Origin of the sequence: Rhodococcus sp. ZPP (genome assembly GCF_017656075.1) — a bacterium.
GTDB lineage: Bacteria > Actinomycetota > Actinomycetes > Mycobacteriales > Mycobacteriaceae > Rhodococcus_F > Rhodococcus_F oxybenzonivorans.
Window position 1 is genome coordinate 3,095,078 of sequence record NZ_CP058638.1, and the last position, 17,528, is coordinate 3,112,605.

Consider the following 17,528-nt stretch of genomic DNA (forward strand, 5'->3'; position numbering starts at 1 on the left):
ACGAAAACCCCTCCGCCACGGGCAGACCAGGACACCACGTCTGCCCGTGGCGGCGGGAGCCGGAAAGGACGCACCAGTAATGACCGCCCCAGGACGTGAAGTGTTGTGGACCCCGCCGCCCGAGCGGGTCTTCGCCTCGAACATGAGCCGGTACCAACGATGGCTCGCGGCGGAGAAGAACGTCTCCACCACCGACTTCGACTCGCTGTGGTGTTGGTCGATCAGCGACCTCGAGAAGTTCTGGCTCTCGATCTGGGAGTACTTCGACGTTATCGCCTCGGCGCCGCCGCAGACGGTGCTCGCCGACCCCAAGATGCCCGGGGCCCGGTGGTTCCCCGGCACCCGGCTGAACTGGGCCGAAAACCTACTTCGCCATACCGACCAGGCCGGGCCCGCGATCATCTCGGTCGACGAAACCGGGACGACCGGAGAACTCTCGCGGGCCGAGCTGGTCGCACAGGTCGCCAACCTCGCCGCGCACTTCCGGAAGATCGGGGTGCGCCCCGGCGACCGGATCGCCGCGATGCTGCCGAACATCGCGCCCACCGTCGTCGCGGTGCTCGCCGCGGCCAGCGTCGGTGCGGTGTGGTCTTGTTGCGCACCGGATTTCGGTGTGAAAGGGCTGGTCGACCGGTTCTCGCAGATCGAGCCGACCGTGCTGATCGGGGTGGACGGCTACCAGTTCAACGGCAAACGCATCGACCGCCGGGACGTCTTCTCCGCCCTGTTGGACCAGCTCCCGACCGTGCGGCACGCCATCATGGTCGACAACATCGGGCTGCCCTACGAGGGGAAGCACCGGCAGAGTGTCGCCGACTACGCGGACGTGGTCGTCGGGGACGCCCAACCCGAGTACGAGCAGGTGGCGTTCGATCATCCGCTGTGGATTTTGTACAGCTCCGGCACCACCGGCCTACCCAAGGGCATCGTGCACTCGCACGGCGGAATCCTCCTCGAAGCCCTCAAAGCCAATGCGCTGCACTACGACCTCGGCCCCACCGATCGGGTATTCATCGCCGCCAGCACCGCCTGGGTGGTGTGGAACATGCTCGTCGACGCCATGGTTACCGGCGCGACGATCGTCACCTACGACGGCAGCCCCACGTTCGGGCGACCCGACCACCAATTCGAGATCTGCGCCCGCTACGGGGCCACGCGATTCGGCACCGGTGCCGCCTATCTGACATTGTGTGAGAAGGCCGGCACCCAGCCCGGGACCGACTTCGACCTGTCGGGGTTGCGGTCGATCATGTCGACCGGTTCGCCGCTGCCGGACACCACCTGGCGGTGGATCTACGACGCGGTCAGTCCGAATGTGCACCTGGGATCGGACAGCGGCGGCACCGACGTGGCCACCGGTTTCATCGGCGCCAACCCGCTCTCCCCTGTTCGGGTGGGGGAGTTGCAAGGCCCCTACCTGGGGGTCGATGTGCAGGCCTGGACCGAAGCCGGTGAAGCGGTCGTCGGGGAGGTCGGGGAAATGGTGATCACCGCACCGATGCCGTCGATGCCGATCTACTTCTGGAACGACCCCGACGGAAACCGGTACCGGGACGCCTATTTCGAGGTATACCCCGGGGTGTGGCGGCACGGCGACTGGATCACCATCGAAGCCGACGGCGGCTGCGTCGTTCACGGTCGATCGGACTCGACCATCAACCGCGGTGGCGTCCGGATGGGATCGGCGGACATCTACCAGGCCGTCGAAGCGCTTCCCGAGATCGCCGAGGCCCTCGTGATCGGTGCCGAACTACCCAACGGCGGCTACCACATGCCGCTGTTCGTGGTACTGCGCGACGGATACGACCTCGACGACGCTCTCGTGGAAAAGATTCGCACCACGATCCGCCGGGAGGCCTCGCCCCGGCACGTACCGGACGAGATCATCGACGTCCCCGCTATTCCCACCACCCGCACCGGCAAGCGGCTCGAGATTCCCGTCAAGAAACTGATTCAGGGAATAGCCCCCGAGACCGCAATCAACCGCGCCACCGTCGCCAACACCGACGCCCTCGACTGGTACATCGACTACGCGGAGCGGTTTGCGCACCACCGCGCCGAAACCTCCACGCTCACCTGAGGGCCCTGTGAACATGCGCCGAGCCGGCAGTGTTCAGGGCGCGATCGGGTCGAGCGCCCGAAGCGCGATCTGTTCGTTGTCGTCGAGGTGCTGGCGGGTCGCCGCGGCGACCTTCCTCATATTGCGGGTGCGCACGACGGTCAGGATGTCGGCATGGACGTGTCCCCGCCGCCCGTGTTCGTCCGGTTTGGCCTCGAGACCCGAGAATGCCAGCCGGACATACCGTTCGGCGGCGTGCCACAGGCCGTCGAGTACGCGCAGGTCCCAGGCCGTGGCGGCGGGCCGGAGCAGCTCGTAGTGGAAGGCGTGGTGTGTCTGGTAGATGTCGTCGAGGTCGAGGCTTTCGTCGCCGAACATGGCCACGTAGCTGTCGAGGCGACGCAAGTCGGATTCGTCGAGCATTTTGCAGGCGCGGCCGGCGATTTCCGGTTCCAGCTGTCGTCGTAGCCGATAGATTCCGTGCAGGTCGTCGTGCGAAAGCGGGGCGACCATCGCGCTTTTCCCGGGGCGGGTCACCACCAAACCCTGCGCTTCGAGCTCTTTGAGTGCTTCCCGAACCGGGATGAAACTCACCCCGAGCTGTCCGGAGATTTCCCGCAGCGAGAATGTCTGCCCTGGACGGAGTTCACCGGCGAGGATCGAGCGCCGGATTTCCTTGGCGACCTGTTCGGGAACGGAGGTCGGAGTCAGCGACCGCACCAGCGGTTGCGGGGTTCTCGTGCTCGTTGTCACGACCATCTCCGTCTATTCGACATCGTGTCACCCTTCAATGGCATGTTATGACACCGGGTCGGCGCAGGTCCGGGCGTGGATCGACCGGTGTCAGTCGATGAGCTTTTCGACCAACGGCGCGATCCGGTAGTCGACCATCTCGCGCATGACCAAGGCGGTGGTAGTGCGTTTGACCCCCTTGATTCCGAGGATGTCCCCCGCCACCCGATACAGGTCGTCGGCGTCCCGGACGGCGACGTGGATGAGGAGATCCGCGACACCGCTGAGGCCGAGGACCTCGAGCACCTCGGGAATGCCGTCGAGCGCCGCCCCGACCCGGGCCAGTTTGCGCTGGGTGACGTTGGTCAGGATGTACGCCTGCAACGGGTAGCCGAGGATTGCCGGGTCGATGCGACGCTCGAATGTGCGCAGCGCGTTCGAGTCGTCGAGCTTGCCCATTCGGGCCTGAACGGTGTTGCGTGAGAGCCCTATCCGGTCTGCCAGGGCAATGGTCGTGGCCCGCGGCGACTCGGCGAGCGCGAGCAGTAGCCGGGCATCGATCTGGTCCGCTTTGTGCGTGCTTGGCATTGTGCCAATTCCACCTTCCCTGGAGTGTCCTGCCGGTGTGCATTCTGCTCATTCTCGGCACCGACTATTGCGCAGACCGCAACTTCCTGATCCACTGTTATAACAGGTGGGCGGCGGTCAGACCAGACCAGCACCGCCGCATCCCGAAACCGCATCCGACCGCACGCACCCGTCACCGGTCGAGCGGATGCTCCTCGGCCACCCCGTCGGAGCCGTTCTTGTAGTTGCGCTCGTCCGCAGCGATTCGCACATGTGAGGAAAGAGAATCCGATGCACAACACCCTGCCCGTCGCCCCCGGAACAGCGACCCCCGTCGCAGAAGCGGGCGGTTCAGTGGACCTGGAGACACTCGAAGCGATCCAGCAGCGGGTGTTGTGGCTTTCCACCTCGATGATCCATCACGCCAACCGGATCCGGCCCAATCCCACCGGCCTGAAGGTCGGTGGTCACCAGGCGTCCTGTGCGTCGATGATCTCGATCATGACCTCACTGTGGTTCGAACAGCTCCAACCGGGTGACCGGGTGTCAGTCAAGCCGCACGCCTCCCCGGTGCTGCACGGCATCAATTACCTGCTCGGTGAACTCGATGAGAGGTACCTGACCACCCTGCGCGAATTCGGCGGCCTGCAGTCCTACCCCAGCCGGTCCAAGGACCCCGACACCGTCGACTACTCCACCGGCTCGGTCGGTATCGGCGCCACCGCCCCGATCTGGGGTGCCATGGCCCGCCGCTACGTGCAGACCACCACCGGCGGGGCCGGGACCGGTCGCCAGTACTCCCTCGTCGGAGACGCCGAACTCGACGAGGGCGCCGTCTGGGAGGCAATCCTCGATCCCGGTATCGCCGACCTCGGCGAGGTGGTGTGGATCGTCGACCTGAACCGGCAGTCCCTGGACCGGGTGATTCCGAACATTGCTGCGAACCGGTTGGAGAAGATGTTCGACGCCGCCGGGTGGCAGGTGATCACCGTCAAATTCGGCAAGCTGCTCGAAGAGTTGTTCACCCGCCCCGGTGGGCAGGCGCTGCGCACCCGGATCCTGGACATGCCCAACCCGGAGTACCAGCGGTTGCTGCGGTGCAGCGCCGACGAGGTCCGCACCCGCTTGCCCGGCGACGGCCCCGGTAGCACCGAGATCAGCGGCCTGATCACCGGCCTCGATGACGCCACCCTGACCGCGGCCATCCGCAACCTCGGCGGTCACGACCTGTCCGCGCTGACCACCGCATACCGGCAGATCGACGACACCCGGCCCACGGTGATCATCGCTTACACCATCAAGGGATACGGGCTGCCCACCCAGGGACACCCGCAGAACCACTCCTCGCTGCTGTCGATCGAGGAATACGCTTCGCTCGCCGCCGATCTGGGTATGGACCCGGCAAATCCGTGGGGCCGGTTCGCCGCCGACTCCGCGGCGGGGAGGCGGTGCGCGAGTAACGCGGAGCGGATGCGCCGGGACCCGGTCCAGAATGCGCCCGCGCTGACGATCCCCACCGACATCGGCCGCACCCCCAAGGGCACCGCCACCACCCAGGCCGCGCTCGGGCGGGTGTTGCTGGACCTCACCCGCGAAGCCCCCGAGGCCGCGAAACGGGTGGTCACCGTCAGCCCGGACGTGAGCTCGACGACCAACCTCGGCGGGTGGGTCAACAAGGTCGGCGTGTGGTCCGCGGCCGAGCGCCGCAACTGGTTCGACGACGACCGCGAGACCATCATGCACTGGAATGAGCGGCCCACCGGGCAGCACATGGAACTCGGCATCGCCGAAACCAACCTGGTCGGGTTGATGGGTGAGCTCGGCGCCACCTGGAGCCGGTGGGGACAACCGCTGTTCCCGATCGGGGTGATGTACGACCCGTTCGTCGAACGGGCGCTGGAACCCTGGTCGTACGGCATCTACGCGGGCGGACAGTCGATCCTGGTCGGCACCCCCTCCGGCGTCACGTTGGCCGCCGAAGGCGGTGCGCACCAGTCGATCAAGACCCCGTCGATCGGGCTGGAACAGCCCGGGTGCATCAGCTACGAACCGGCCTTCGCGATCGACACCGAGTGGACGTTGCTGGCCAGCATCGGCCGGCTCGGCCGCCCCGACGGCACCTCCGCATACCTGCGGCTGTCCACCCGCCCCGTCGATCAAACCCTCGCCGCGGTGCCCACCGACCCGGCGGCCCGCGAACGCCGCCGCCGGCAGGTGGTGGCCGGCGGATATCCGCTGATCCGCCGCGACGGTGCCCAGGTCACCATCGTCGCCATGGGCGCGATGATCACCGAAGCCCTCGCCGCCGCCGACCGTCTCGCCGAACAGGGCATCCCCGCCGACGTCGTCTGCGTCACCAGCCCCGGCTTGTTGTTCGAGGCCGTCCAGGCACGGCAGGGCCGCGGGCCCGGTGAGAGCTGGATCCTCGACCAACTCTTCCCCGCCGATCGCGCCACCCCGATCGTCACCGTCCTCGACGGGCATCCGCACACCCTGGCATTCCTCGCCGGCATCAACCACGTGCGCAGCACCTGCCTCGGGGTCAGCAAGTTCGGGCAGGTCGGCTCCCTGGACGACGTCTACCGCTACCACGGCATCGACACCGACAGCATCGTCCGCGCCTCACTCGACATCCTCCCCTGATCACCGAGACCCGCACGCCCACAGGCCAGGAGCACACCACACCATGACAACCGAACAACTCGAAGGCACCACGGTGCGGATGCCGGCACTCGGGGAAAACGTCGACGAGGGCACCATCACCCGGTGGCTCAAGCAGCCCGGCGACCGCATCGAAGCCGAGGAACCACTGCTCGAGGTTGCCACCGACAAGGTCGACACCGAAATACCGTCCCCCGTCGGCGGAATTCTCCAGCGCATCCTCGCCGACGAGGATGACGTAGTGACAGTCGGCGCCGAACTCGCTGTCATCACCGACTCGTCGGACGGTGCGGCCGCCGCACCGACACACGCTTCGCCGGTGCCCCCAGTTCAGGCACCTCCTGCGGTTTCGGCACCCACCGCAGCTGCGGTGCCTCCGGTTTCGGCGCCGACCGTTCCCCCGACGCCGAAACCGGAACCCACCCCGGAACCGACGGCACCACCCGCGCCGCGGGAGCAGTCCGCTGCGGCTGGCTCTGTCACCGAGAAGCTGCCGCGGATTCGGCGCACCATCGCTCAGCGGATGGTCGAGTCACTACAGACCTCGGCGCAGCTGACCACGGTGCTCGAGGTCGACGTCACCGCGATCGCCCGGCTGCGTGCCGCCCACAAGGACGACTTCCTCGCTCGCACCGGACTCAAGCTCTCGTTCCTGCCGCTCTTCGCCAAAGCGGCCGTCGACGCGCTCACCGAGCACCGGGTCCTCAACGCCTCACTGAACCCCGACGTCACCGAGGTGACCTACTACGATCACTGCCACCTCGGCATGGCGGTGGACAGTGAAAAGGGGTTGATGGTGCCGGTTATTCGCGATGCCCAGAATCTCGGGATCGAGGGGCTGGCCCGGGCGATCGCGGACAAGGCCGAGAAGGTGCGCACCGGAAAGATCACCGCAGACGAATTATCCGGCGGCACCTTCACTCTCACCAACACCGGCAGCCGGGGTGCACTGTTCGACACCCCGATCATCAACCAACCGCAGACCGGCATCCTCGGTGTCGGTGCAGTGGTCGAGCGACTGATCCCGACCCGCCACGACGGCGAGCTCCGCATCGACGTGCGCTCGATGGCCTACCTGTCGCTTTCTTATGATCACCGCATCGTCGACGGCGCCGACGCCGCCCGCTTCCTCACCACCGTCAAGAACCGACTCGAAAATGGCTTCACCCCAAACGATCTCTGACAGGACACAGCACACCCTCGGGGGACGACAAGGATTCATGACTACCCGAGACGATAAGGCCATGCTGGCGTTCGCCACCAAATGGTCCCGATTCGGCGGAGGAGACGAATACATCCTCCCCGAGTTCGGCATCACCCCAGTCGTGTTCTACAAACGCCTTCTCACGATGGTGACGCCCACCCTGATCAACGACGTCGACTTCGCGACCCGGACATACTCGAGGGACTTCTGCTCCAGCAAACTCGCCCGCCCCGGCTTCAGGCACTGCCGCGATGACACGCGTAGCCGTGTGATCCACACCGGTGGCCGCCCCACAATGGCGCCCACCGGTTGCCGGGTTGCATCGCGACGAGAGAGTCTCTCCACGAACATCTTCGGTGGATCACTCGTTCCGGCTGGCGGGGCGACGAGCGATTTCGTCCGACAGCGTCGACGGTGTGCAGGATGACCACCAGATTCTGCTCTAGCATCAGCGCCGGCGTGCAGATTGCTCACCCTCATAGGTGCTGGTTGCCGGATCTGCCGGTCGCTGCTTGACTGAGATCACGCAGGCACGAGAAAGACACGCCGTTTCTCGATCGCCTACCGGGAGAGCCCACGAGGCCGGAGACCCGGACAACGACACCGCCGCACGGTTTTCGACGCATCGTAAACGGCGGGGTCCGACCCGTTACCGCAAACCGCGCGCACCATGTGCAGCACGGATCCGACTCGAGGACTTCTTGTGCAATCTCCTGTCTCCGCTCCGCAGCGAACCCTCCCGGCGATGTGCGACAGCGAGCCGCCCAGCCGGATTGCCGCAGCAGCCACCGCTCTCCCCGAACACCACCCGATCCGGGTGACCGGCGCCCAAGCGGTGGTGCGCTCACTCGAAGCGCTCGCCGTCGAGGTGGTCTTCGGTATCCCGGGCGGGGCGATCCTGCCAGTGTACGACCCGCTGATCGATTCCCAGCGGCTGCGTCACGTGCTGGTGCGACACGAGCAGGGCGCTGGACATGCGGCCACCGGCTACGCCCAAGCCACCGGCAAGGTCGGGGTGTGCATGGCAACATCCGGCCCGGGCGCGACGAACCTGGTCACCCCGCTCGCCGACGCGCAGATGGACTCGGTGCCGGTCGTGGCGATCACCGGGCAAGTCGGACGCGGCATGATCGGCACCGACGCCTTCCAGGAAGCCGACATCTGCGGTATCACCATGCCGATCACCAAGCACAACTTCCTGGTCACCGACCCCAAAGACATCCCCCGCACCCTTGCGGAGGCGTTCCGCATCGCCGCCACCGGGCGCCCCGGCGCGGTGCTCGTCGACATCCCCAAGGATGTCCTGCAGGCCACCACCACCTTTGCCTGGCCACCGGCGACTCACCTTCCCGGCTACCGGCCGGTCAGCAAACCACACGGCAAGCAGATCCGTGCGGCCGCCGACCTCATCGCCGCCGCGAAGGCGCCTGTCCTCTACGTCGGTGGGGGTGTGATCAAGGCCGAGGCGTCGGTCGAGCTGGCGCTGCTCGCGGAGCTGACCGGGATTCCCGTCGTGACGACGCTGATGGCCCGCGGAGCGTTCCCCGACAGCCACCGCCTGCACTACGGGATGCCCGGCATGCACGGCACCGTCGCCGCCGTCGCCGCGCTCCAGAAGAGCGACCTGCTGATCGCGCTCGGTGCCCGGTTCGACGACCGCGTCACCGGCGAAGCGGCCTCGTTCGCGCCCGGCGCCCAGGTCATCCACGCCGACATCGACCCCGCCGAGATCGGCAAGAACCGATTCGCCGACGTGCCGATCGTCGGTGACTGCAAGCAGACCATCACAGCACTGATCGACACGATACGTTCCCGCCGCAACCAAGGCCGACCAATCGACCTGACCGGCTGGCGCGACTACCTCGACGGGATTCGCCGGACCTACCCGGTCAGCTACGACCGCCCACGTGATGGAGCCCTGTCACCGGAGTTCGTCATCGAAGCTCTCGGCAAGGCTGCCGGTCCCCATGCGATCTATTGCTCCGGCGTCGGCCAGCACCAAATGTGGGCCGCCCACTACATCAGCTACCAAAAGCCGCGCACCTGGCTCAATTCGGGCGGCCTCGGCACGATGGGTTATGCGGTGCCCGCGGCGCTGGGCGCGAAACTCGGTGCACCCGACCGTGAGGTATGGGCGATCGACGGCGACGGCTGCTTCCAGATGACCAACCAAGAACTGGCCACCGCCGCGATCGAGGGCGTCCCGATCAAGGTCGCCGTGATCAACAACGGAAACCTCGGCATGGTCAAACAACTCCAGGAAATTCACTACGGCGGCCGCTACTCGAACGTCGACCTGGCCACCCATTCGCGCCGCATCCCCGACTTCGTGCAGCTCGCCGAGGCACTCGGGTGTGTCGCACTGCGCTGCGAACGCGAGGATGACGTCGACGCAGTGATCGCCCGAGCCCGGGCTATCAACGACCGCCCCGTCGTCATCGACTTCATCGTCGGCGACGACGCGCTGGTCTGGCCCATGATCGCCGCCGGCGCCAGCAACGACCAGATCATGGCCGCTCGAGGGATCCGACCATTGTTCGACGACACCGAAGAAGCCGCCGAGACAGCCACCATCCACGAACTGCTCGAGGGGATCGACGGCCACTAGAAGGCGGGACCTGCTGGGCAGTCGGCAGCCGCGCTACCGTGGTGACGACCGTTTCGGAAACGACGTTGCAGGTCAACCAGATTGGTTCCTGGGCGTTATGCGGAACACGACCCGATCGATTTCAGACGTGGCGCCACATTCGGACTGATGGGAATTCCGCAGTTCGCCGTTTCCGCCGGTAATCGCGCCTAATCGGTGCGCAGCAAGCCGTGGAGCAGGAGGTCGCCGAGCTCTCCGAAGGCATCGGCGGCGGATAGTCCGGTGCGTTCGAGGAGCACGCCGGACTGGACGGCGTCGATCGCCAATGCCACCAGCTGGGCGGCGAATGCGGCGTCGGTGGCGCGGAAGTGCCCGGCTTCGACGCCCTCGTCGATAAATTCGTGCACGCGCTGCGCGGCCTGCGCGGTATTGCGGCCGTATATCTCCGCCGTCGGTGCGTACGAAACCATGTCGTCGTAGAACGCCCGCGAGTTGCGGCGCATCGCCGATGCGACACCACCGAGGTACGTCGTAATCCGCTTACGAGGATCGGACTCGTCGGCAACGGCGGCTTCGATCTCGTCCGCGGCGGCGCCGAAGAAGTGTTTGGTGGCGGCGATGACAAGTTGTTCTTTTGTCGACGCCACGGCGCCACCGTCGCGATCGCCGAGAACAACGACACCGCCGGACAAGCATTGGCTGCCGAGCTGACTGACCGCTACGGCCGCCCCGCCACCAGCCACCCCGTCGACGCCGCCTCCGCCCCGCAGGTGCAGGACTGGGTCGACACGATCGCCGACACCCACGGACGGATCGTGTTCTGCAGCTCGATGAGCTGGCGCGGGAACTTCGGTCAGGCCAACTATGTCGCCGCCGAGGCCGGCATCGTCGGCCTCACCCGAACCATCGCCCTCGAAGCCGCACGCGACGGCATCACCGCCAACGCCATCGCCCCCGGACTCATCGAAACCCCGATGCTCGCCTGCATGAACGGACCCGCCCGCGACAAACTCGTCTCCAAAGTCCCCCAGAAACGCACCGGCGACCCCACCGACATCGCCGAAGCTGGTAGCGGGCGAAGTTACGTCCGCTGTACCTCCCGTAGGCGTAGTCGCCTTTGAGCTGATACAGCCGCGGCCTCTGCACTGTCGGTTCCCGGGTGAGGGTGTCCCACGCGTCGACCGTGGCGTTGCGGGCAGTGGCCAGCAGATCGGTCCACCCCTTTCTCCGCGTCGCGGGTGGCGAACACCAGCTGCCATTCGGTCCGTTTGGCCGGACGAGGAACCGCTCCGCCCTTCTTGCTCACGCGTCGCGGACCGGTTCCGTGACCACCTCGGGAACGTCGAGGTACTCCAGATCAGAGCCGTCGGCGGTCAGGCGCGGGTCGGCATACGCCTCCGCTGTGGCCTGCCATGCCTCGAGCAGAATCGCGAGCCGATCGAAGCGGGCCACCGCGATGCAGGCCCGCGCGATGGCCTGGAACTCGGCGATGAACTCCGCGTGCAACCCCGCCGGCAGCAACCCGATCCACGGCAAAGCCACCGCAAGGCGGGTGGCGACCCGATCGAGCGCCGCCTCGTCCAGGGAAGCAGCGAAGAGCTGCCCGACAACGCCGAGGGTGCTCAATTCCGCGCGGCTCGCCGATTCCTGGGTCAACCGCAAAGCCGGAGCGTTCCGACGCGTCAGCACCACCTCACCATTGTCCTCGAGAACGCCGAGTACCACCTTCGGTGCCCTCAAGAAGTCGGAGAACGTGGTGGTAACTGGCGACTTGCTCATACCACTACATCAGAACTAGTTCAGATATTCCGCCTCGTCAGGAGTTACCCGGGCCCATCCGTTCGCACGTCAGACCGGCGTCATCGATCCGTACCACCGCGTGTTCAACTATCCGGGCCTATCGATCGTCGACGGGTCCGCAGTGAGCGCAAACCTGGGCGTCAATCCGTCACTGACCATCACCGCACAAGCTGCGCGCGCATTCTCGTTCTGGCCCAACAAGGGCGACGCCGACCCGCGGCCGCCACAATCCGAGCCATACCGTCGGCTTGCCCCCATCACACCCCGGTCGCCGGCCGTTCCAGCACACGCCCCGGCAGCGCTGCGCCTGCCACTCACTGCGACCAACGACTCTGCAGGAGGCCGCAGGCTTGATCAACCGCCCAGATGAAAGCGAGTCACGCAGTCAGCGAACTGGCCTTCGCAGCTTCTTGCGCTCGTCCTCGGTGTAACCACCCCAGATGCCATGGCGTTCGGAAGACCCGAGTGCATATTCGAGGCACCGGTCCCGCACGGGGCACCGCCGGCAGACTTGTTTGGCCGCACGTACTCGACGCGCACGGGGTTCGCCTCGTTCGTTGTCGGGGTGGAAGAACACCGCGGGGTCGGTGTCCCGGCAGGCCGCGGACAGCTGCCAGTCCCACTCCTCGGCGATGGGGACGGGCAGCCGCACCGTCAGGGCAGGCAACTGCGTTCCTTCCTCGCTCGCCGGTAGAGACGAATCAGACTGGCGGTGGAGCTGTCCCCGACCTCCGGTGCGCCGCCCTGGTCCCACAAGGCGGGACCCAGTTCAAGAGCCGACGTCTTACCGAGCTCGACTCCCCATTGGTCGAACGAGTCGATTCCCCAGACGACGCCTTGAACGAATACCTGGTGTTCGTACAGGGCGATCAACTGTCCGAGGGTCGATGGCGTGAGCTTTGTGCCCAAAATGGTTGTCGAAGGCCTGTTTCCGGGCATCACCTTGTGTGGGACGAGCTCGGCGGGTGTCCCGTCTTCGGCGATCTCGGCCTCGGTCCTGCCGAACGCGAGAACTTTCGATTGTGCGAGGAGGTTCGCGGTCAGCACATCGTGCATGGATCCGATGCCGTCGAGGGTGGGTAGATCCTCCACCGGCTCCGTGAATCCCACGAAGTCGACGGGGATCAGATGTGTGCCCTGGTGCAGAAGCTGATGGAACGCATGTTGCCCGTTCGTGCCTGGTTCTCCCCAGAAAACCTCGCCGGTGAAGGTGCCGACCGGAGTTCCGTCCGCCCGCACCGATTTGCCATTCGATTCCATGGTCAATTGCTGCAGGTACGCCGGAAACCTGGCCAGGTCGTTCGCGTACGGCAGCACGGCCCGCGAGTCGGCACCGAAGAAACTCGAGTACCACACACCGAGCATGCCGAGGATGACGGGCGCATTCGATTCCAATGGCGCAGTGCGGAAGTGCTCGTCGATCGCCCGCATCCCGCCGAGGAACTCGGTGAACCGTTCCCGTCCGATCGCGATCATGACCGAAAGCCCGACGGCGGACCCGACCGAGTACCGTCCGCCCACCCATTCCCAGAAGCCGAACATGTTGTCGGCGGTGATGCCGAAGTCCGTGACCCGTGCAGTGTCGGTGGACACCGCGACGAAATGGCGGGGCACCGCATCCTCCCCCAGTGCGCCGGTGATCCAGCGCCGGGCAGCGGATGCGTTCGTCATCGTCTCCAGCGTGGAGAAGGTCTTGGAGACAACGACGAACAGTGTGGTGCGCGGGTCCAGGTCGGTCAGATTCGACAGCAGATCGGTGGGGTCGATATTGGAGACGAACCGCACCTCGGGCCCGTCGACGTAATGGCGCAAGGCGCGATATGCCATGGCCGGACCGAGGTCGGATCCACCGATCCCGATGTTGACCACCGTACGAATGCGCTCGCCGGTGGCCCCGCGCCACACGCCGGACCGGACACGGTCGGTGAACTCACCCATCCGCCCCAGCACCGCGTGCACGTCCTCGATCACGTTCTGTCCGTCGAGGATCAGCTCGCGCTCGGGGTTCGCGCGCAGAGCAGTGTGCAGAACAGCCCGGTCCTCGGAGGTGTTGATATGTTCGCCGGTGAACATCGCCTCACGGTGGTGTTCCACTCCGGCGGCCCGGGCGAGGTCGAGTAGCAGGCCGACCGTCTCGCGCGTGACACGATGCTTGCTGTAATCGATGTAGAGATCGCCGGCCGTGACGTTCAGATCTTCGCCCCGATGAGGGTCGGCGTCGAACAGTTCCCGAAGGTGCGTGGCCGCGACTTCCCAGTGGTGATCGGACAGTTTGTTCCACAGCGGCGTAGTGGTGACGTTGTGCGTCATGCGAGTCCTCGCAACCGCGGGGCAAGGTCCTTCTCGAACAACTCGAGGAACCGCTTCTGGTCGTGTCCGGGCGCGTGGAACACCAGGTGATTCAACCCGGCGTCGAGATACGGCTTGATCTGCGCCACCGCCTCATCCGGATCCGACGCCACGATCCACCGCTTCGCGACCTGCTCGATCGGCAACGCATCCGCCGCCCTCTCCATCTCGATCGGATCATCGATCGAATGCTTCTGCTCCGCCGTCAACGACAACGGCGCCCAGAACCGGGTGTTCTCCAACGCCAACTCCGGATCGGTGTCATACGAAATCTTGATCTCGATCATCTTGTCGATCTCCGCGACATCGCGCTCCGCCTTCGCCGCCCCCTCCGCCACCGCCGGCAACAACTTCTCCGTATACAACTCCATACCCTTACCCGACGTACAAATGAACCCGTCCCCACTGCGCCCCGCATACCGGGCCACCACCGGACCACCCGCCGCGATATACACCGGGATCCCGTCCTCGGGCACGTCGTAAATCGACGCCCCCTTCGTGGAGAAAAACTCGCCCTCGAAATCGACCCGATCCCCGAGCCACAGCTCCCGCATCAACCGCACCGACTCCCGCAACCGCGCGAACCGCTCCTTGAACTCCGGCCACTGCCCCGCAAAACCCGTCGCAATCTCATTGAGCGCCTCACCGGTACCCACCCCGAGCATCACCCGACCCGGATACAGACACCCCATCGTCGCGAACGCCTGCGCCACCACCGCCGGGTTGTACCGGAACGTCGGCGTCATCACCGACGTCCCCAACTGCAACCGCTCCGTCCGCTCCCCCACCGCCGTCATCCACGCAATCGAGAACGGAGCATGCCCACCCTCGTGCCGCCACGGCTGGAAATGATCCGACACCGTCGCCGAATCCATCCCGTGCGCCTCCGCCAGCACACCCAGCTCCACCAACTCCCGCGGACCGAACTGCTCCGCCGACGCCTTGTATCCCAGCTTGATCACGACTGAACCGCCTCCATGCTCCGAACCTGATGTCCACCGAATTGTTGCCGCAGAGCCGAAACCGCCTTCATGGCAGGTGAATCCGGCTGGCGGGAGGAGAAACGCGCGAAGAGGGCAGCCGAGATGACCGGGACCGGCACTGCGTGGGAGATGGCCTCTTCGACCGTCCAGCGCCCCTCGCCCGAATCTTCCGTGTATCCGGATATCGAGCTCAATCCCGGGTCCTGCCGAAGCGCAGCGACGAGGAGGTCGAGTAGCCAGGAGCGCACCACGGTGCCCTGCCGCCACGCACCCATCACAGCGTCGGGGGCAGTGATGCGGGGTTCGGCGGCCAGAAGTTCGTATCCCTCTGCGTACGCCTGCATCAATCCATACTCGATACCGTTGTGCACCATCTTGGCGTAGTGGCCGGCGCCGACGGGCCCCGCATGCACGAAACTGTCCTCTCGCTTCCCTTCGGGCGTGAGTGCATCGAAGATTGGCATGGCGCGTGCAACATCGGCGTCGTCACCGCCCACCATCAGCCCGTAGCCCTCGTCCAGGCCCCATACTCCGCCCGATACGCCGCAGTCCAGATAACCGATTCCGCGCTCACCGAGCACAGCGGAGTGGAACTCATCGTCCGAGAAGCGCGAGTTTCCGCCCTCGATCACGAGATCTCCGGGCCCGAGCAGCCCGCTCAGCTCGGCGATCACCGAACGGGTCGGCTCACCGGCAGGAACCATTACCCACACCACCCTGGGGCCGCTGAGGCGAGTGACCAATTCGGCCACCGAGTCGACGTCACGCACGGTGGGATCGAAATCGAAGCCGACGACCTCGTGACCCGCGGAACGAACACGCTCGCGCATGTTTCCGCCCATCCGCCCCAGACCTATCACACCCAACTGCATCGGGAACTCCTTGACGTTTGCTCGACCGCCGACCCAAGCCACAGACCCACGACTGCACGATATCGCGCAGCAATTGCGTGCAATCATGCCGTTTGCGCGTTCGGACTGTCAATAACCGCGCATGAGACGGTAGGATCCGGGCAGACCTGATCCGCGAGTGCATCGAGCCGAGTTCCAAGGAGTGTTTCTTGTCCGCAACCACACGACGTGGCGAAATACTCCAACGCCTTCACGTCGACGGCTATGTCGAGGCGAAGGTTCTCTCACGCGAGCTCGGCGTGGACGCGTCGACGATTCGGCGTGACCTCGACACGTTGGTTCGTTCCGGCCAAGCCGAACGAACGCACGGCGGAGCGCGGCCCGTCACAGGCGCATCCTCCGAAATCCCCTACGCGGTAAAGAAAACCGAGCGACGACCCGAGAAAATCGCGATCGCACGGCGCGCAGCGCAGCACGTGGCCGATGGCGACACGGTCATCCTCGACAGCGGGTCGACCACCTACCAGGTCGCTCTGGAGCTTCGTCACAAAGCTGACTTGACGATCATCACCAACGACCTTCGCATCGGCAAGTACGTAGCCACCATCCCCGCCGTCCGCCTGCTGGTCACCGGTGGCGAGCTACTCGGATCCGTCTTCACCCTGGTCGGCGAACGCGCCGTCGACTTCCTCTCCGACTACTCGGCCGACTGGGCCTTCCTCGGAGCAGACGCCATCGATCCGACTGCAGGAATCACCAATACCAACACGCTCGAAGTACCGCTCAAACGAGCGATCATCTCGGCTGCGGCGCGCACCGTCGTCCTCGCGGACAGTTCGAAGTTCGGACACCGTGCTCTCGCCAAAGTCGCAGCGATAGACGAGGTCGAAACGATTCTCACCGACTCCGGGCTTCCGAGTGATCAGGCCGAACAGTACGGCGGCAAAGTCGCCCGAGCGATTGTCGCCGACGACTGACGGTTGCGCGTCCTGACGCTGACAGCATCGGGGTCACCGTGAGAACGGTGCGCGGCTGACGTCAGGCTGCGGATCCGCCTACGACACTGTCGAGGTCGGGGAGCGGACGGCGGCTGACTCCGCGAGCGTCGTCCGGGGTCAACCCGAAGGTGCGCAGCAGGTCTTCGGCGAGCGCGTCGGTGGCCTCGGCGGCGTCACGGTCCGGGCGAGCGTGCAGTAGCTGGCCGAGCCCGATGAGCGCTCCGGCGGTCAGGACCAGCGCCAGTTCCGGGTCACGAACGGTGAAGCGTCCGGTCGCGGTGGCTGCCTCGATGTCGCGAAGGGCACGGGGGGCGAGTCCGCGGTCGGCGGTGATCAGGTCGGGTGCGTTGTTGACCAGCACGCGGCTGAGGTCGGGCTCCTTGCGAAAGAGGCGGCCGGTGAGCCGAAAAGCCTGCGCGAACGTCTCGGCGGGGTCCTCGAGGTCGCCGGTGAGGTGATCGAGGAGTTGGCCGTGCGCTTCCAGGGCGGCGTCCATCGCTGCCCGGTAGAGCTCTTCCTTGCTGTCGAAGTGGTTGTAGAACGAGCCCATTCCGACGTCGGCGGCCTGGGTGATCTCGAGTACGGGAACACTGAGATTTCCCTCGGCGATGAAGGTTTGCGCCGCACGAATGAGAGCCGCCCGCGTGCGTGCTTTTCGTCGTTCCAGTCGACTCGCTGGTGCATCGTCGGTGGTCAAGGGCCGTGTCACCGCCTCTGTTGTGTGTAGACCCGCCCAC

Annotated in this window: 16 protein-coding genes and 1 pseudogene; 8 read left to right on the forward strand and 9 right to left on the reverse strand. The window is 65.8% G+C overall.

What is annotated here, in order from left to right; all coding sequences use genetic code 11:
- Positions 1-79: 79 nt before the first annotated feature.
- Positions 80-2,080 (forward strand): acetoacetate--CoA ligase, encoded by a 2,001-nt coding sequence (locus tag HYG77_RS14790; protein WP_208963073.1) that lies wholly within the window; start codon positions 80-82, stop codon positions 2,078-2,080.
- A gap of 33 nt (positions 2,081-2,113) precedes the next feature.
- On the opposite strand, the gene HYG77_RS14795 is transcribed toward HYG77_RS14790, so the two are convergent.
- Together HYG77_RS14795 and HYG77_RS14800 are read right to left on the reverse strand one after the other, a co-directional pair.
- Positions 2,114-2,818 carry a GntR family transcriptional regulator gene (locus tag HYG77_RS14795; protein WP_208963074.1) on the reverse strand — a complete coding sequence of 235 codons (705 nt, stop codon included), beginning with the start codon at positions 2,816-2,818 and terminating at the stop codon, positions 2,114-2,116.
- Between the two features lie 84 nt (positions 2,819-2,902).
- Positions 2,903-3,379, reverse strand: coding sequence for an Lrp/AsnC family transcriptional regulator (locus tag HYG77_RS14800; protein ID WP_208963075.1), 477 nt, complete (start codon positions 3,377-3,379; stop codon positions 2,903-2,905).
- 270 nt (positions 3,380-3,649) lie between these two features.
- On the opposite strand from HYG77_RS14800, the gene HYG77_RS14805 reads away from it, so the two are divergent.
- The 4 genes from HYG77_RS14805 to HYG77_RS14820 all read left to right on the forward strand — a co-directional run bounded on the left by HYG77_RS14805 (position 3,650) and on the right by HYG77_RS14820 (position 9,831).
- The gene (locus tag HYG77_RS14805; RefSeq protein WP_208963076.1) at positions 3,650-6,001 is read left to right on the forward strand and encodes a transketolase C-terminal domain-containing protein; all 2,352 of its coding nucleotides are present in this window, start codon (positions 3,650-3,652) and stop codon (positions 5,999-6,001) included.
- A 43-nt stretch (positions 6,002-6,044) separates the two neighbouring features.
- A complete protein-coding gene (locus HYG77_RS14810; RefSeq protein WP_208963077.1) occupies positions 6,045-7,202 on the forward strand; it encodes a 2-oxo acid dehydrogenase subunit E2 in 1,158 nt (385 codons plus the stop codon).
- A gap of 37 nt (positions 7,203-7,239) precedes the next feature.
- The gene (locus HYG77_RS39605; RefSeq protein ID WP_244461320.1) at positions 7,240-7,650 is read left to right on the forward strand and encodes a hypothetical protein; all 411 of its coding nucleotides are present in this window, start codon (positions 7,240-7,242) and stop codon (positions 7,648-7,650) included.
- Between the two features lie 318 nt (positions 7,651-7,968).
- Positions 7,969-9,831 carry an acetolactate synthase large subunit gene (locus tag HYG77_RS14820; RefSeq protein ID WP_208963078.1) on the forward strand — a complete coding sequence of 621 codons (1,863 nt, stop codon included), beginning with the start codon at positions 7,969-7,971 and terminating at the stop codon, positions 9,829-9,831.
- Positions 9,832-10,019: 188 nt separating this feature from the next.
- Here HYG77_RS14820 and HYG77_RS14825 read toward each other — a convergent pair whose 3' ends face one another.
- Positions 10,020-10,457 carry a TetR/AcrR family transcriptional regulator gene (locus HYG77_RS14825; RefSeq protein WP_208963079.1) on the reverse strand — a complete coding sequence of 146 codons (438 nt, stop codon included), beginning with the start codon at positions 10,455-10,457 and terminating at the stop codon, positions 10,020-10,022.
- Between HYG77_RS14825 and HYG77_RS40675 the strand changes: the two genes are divergently transcribed.
- Positions 10,437-10,931: an SDR family oxidoreductase gene (locus HYG77_RS40675; RefSeq protein ID WP_280123306.1), complete on the forward strand. Its 495-nt coding sequence runs from the start codon at positions 10,437-10,439 to the stop codon at positions 10,929-10,931. The genes HYG77_RS14825 and HYG77_RS40675 overlap by 21 nt on opposite strands.
- Before the next feature lie 181 nt (positions 10,932-11,112).
- Here HYG77_RS40675 and HYG77_RS14835 read toward each other — a convergent pair whose 3' ends face one another.
- On the reverse strand, positions 11,113-11,589 hold the full coding sequence (locus HYG77_RS14835) for a hypothetical protein (protein WP_244461321.1): 477 nt from the start codon (positions 11,587-11,589) through the stop codon (positions 11,113-11,115).
- 64 nt (positions 11,590-11,653) lie between these two features.
- On the opposite strand from HYG77_RS14835, the pseudogene HYG77_RS14840 reads away from it, so the two are divergent.
- Positions 11,654-11,980: pseudogene (locus HYG77_RS14840) on the forward strand (GMC oxidoreductase); the annotation flags it as partial.
- A 15-nt stretch (positions 11,981-11,995) separates the two neighbouring features.
- Here the strand turns inward: HYG77_RS14840 and HYG77_RS14845 are convergent.
- Genes HYG77_RS14845 through gnd form a run of 4 tightly spaced genes read right to left on the reverse strand, consistent with a single transcriptional unit; the run spans position 11,996 to position 15,814 of the window.
- Positions 11,996-12,277: a WhiB family transcriptional regulator gene (locus HYG77_RS14845; protein ID WP_109325669.1), complete on the reverse strand. Its 282-nt coding sequence runs from the start codon at positions 12,275-12,277 to the stop codon at positions 11,996-11,998.
- Complete coding sequence (gene pgi, locus HYG77_RS14850) at positions 12,265-13,920, reverse strand: glucose-6-phosphate isomerase (protein WP_109325668.1); 1,656 nt, start codon at positions 13,918-13,920, stop codon at positions 12,265-12,267. The genes HYG77_RS14845 and pgi overlap by 13 nt, the downstream gene beginning before the upstream one ends.
- On the reverse strand, positions 13,917-14,921 hold the full coding sequence (fgd, locus tag HYG77_RS14855) for a glucose-6-phosphate dehydrogenase (coenzyme-F420) (RefSeq protein ID WP_208963081.1): 1,005 nt from the start codon (positions 14,919-14,921) through the stop codon (positions 13,917-13,919). The genes pgi and fgd overlap by 4 nt, the downstream gene beginning before the upstream one ends.
- On the reverse strand, positions 14,918-15,814 hold the full coding sequence (gene gnd / locus HYG77_RS14860) for a phosphogluconate dehydrogenase (NAD(+)-dependent, decarboxylating) (RefSeq protein ID WP_208963082.1): 897 nt from the start codon (positions 15,812-15,814) through the stop codon (positions 14,918-14,920). Before gnd ends, fgd begins: the two co-directional genes overlap by 4 nt.
- A 188-nt stretch (positions 15,815-16,002) precedes the next feature.
- On the opposite strand from gnd, the gene HYG77_RS14865 reads away from it, so the two are divergent.
- Positions 16,003-16,770 (forward strand): DeoR/GlpR family DNA-binding transcription regulator, encoded by a 768-nt coding sequence (locus HYG77_RS14865; protein WP_109325666.1) that lies wholly within the window; start codon positions 16,003-16,005, stop codon positions 16,768-16,770.
- Between the two features lie 61 nt (positions 16,771-16,831).
- Here HYG77_RS14865 and HYG77_RS14870 read toward each other — a convergent pair whose 3' ends face one another.
- Positions 16,832-17,500 carry a TetR/AcrR family transcriptional regulator gene (locus tag HYG77_RS14870; protein WP_208963083.1) on the reverse strand — a complete coding sequence of 223 codons (669 nt, stop codon included), beginning with the start codon at positions 17,498-17,500 and terminating at the stop codon, positions 16,832-16,834.
- Between the last annotated feature and the right edge of the window lie 28 nt (positions 17,501-17,528).

Bases quoted from the DNA above. Each gene is read 5' to 3' on its own strand.
- HYG77_RS14790 (WP_208963073.1), top strand. From the start codon at position 80: ATGACCGCCCCAGGACGTGAAGTGTTGTGGACCCCGCCGCCCGAGCGG.
- HYG77_RS14795 (WP_208963074.1), bottom strand. From the start codon at position 2,818: ATGGTCGTGACAACGAGCACGAGAACCCCGCAACCGCTGGTGCGGTCG.
- HYG77_RS14800 (WP_208963075.1), bottom strand. From the start codon at position 3,379: ATGCCAAGCACGCACAAAGCGGACCAGATCGATGCCCGGCTACTGCTC.
- HYG77_RS14805 (WP_208963076.1), top strand. From the start codon at position 3,650: ATGCACAACACCCTGCCCGTCGCCCCCGGAACAGCGACCCCCGTCGCA.
- HYG77_RS14810 (WP_208963077.1), top strand. From the start codon at position 6,045: ATGACAACCGAACAACTCGAAGGCACCACGGTGCGGATGCCGGCACTC.
- HYG77_RS39605 (WP_244461320.1), top strand. From the start codon at position 7,240: ATGACTACCCGAGACGATAAGGCCATGCTGGCGTTCGCCACCAAATGG.
- HYG77_RS14820 (WP_208963078.1), top strand. From the start codon at position 7,969: ATGTGCGACAGCGAGCCGCCCAGCCGGATTGCCGCAGCAGCCACCGCT.
- HYG77_RS14835 (WP_244461321.1), bottom strand. From the start codon at position 11,589: ATGAGCAAGTCGCCAGTTACCACCACGTTCTCCGACTTCTTGAGGGCA.
- pgi (WP_109325668.1), bottom strand. From the start codon at position 13,920: ATGACGCACAACGTCACCACTACGCCGCTGTGGAACAAACTGTCCGAT.
- gnd (WP_208963082.1), bottom strand. From the start codon at position 15,814: ATGCAGTTGGGTGTGATAGGTCTGGGGCGGATGGGCGGAAACATGCGC.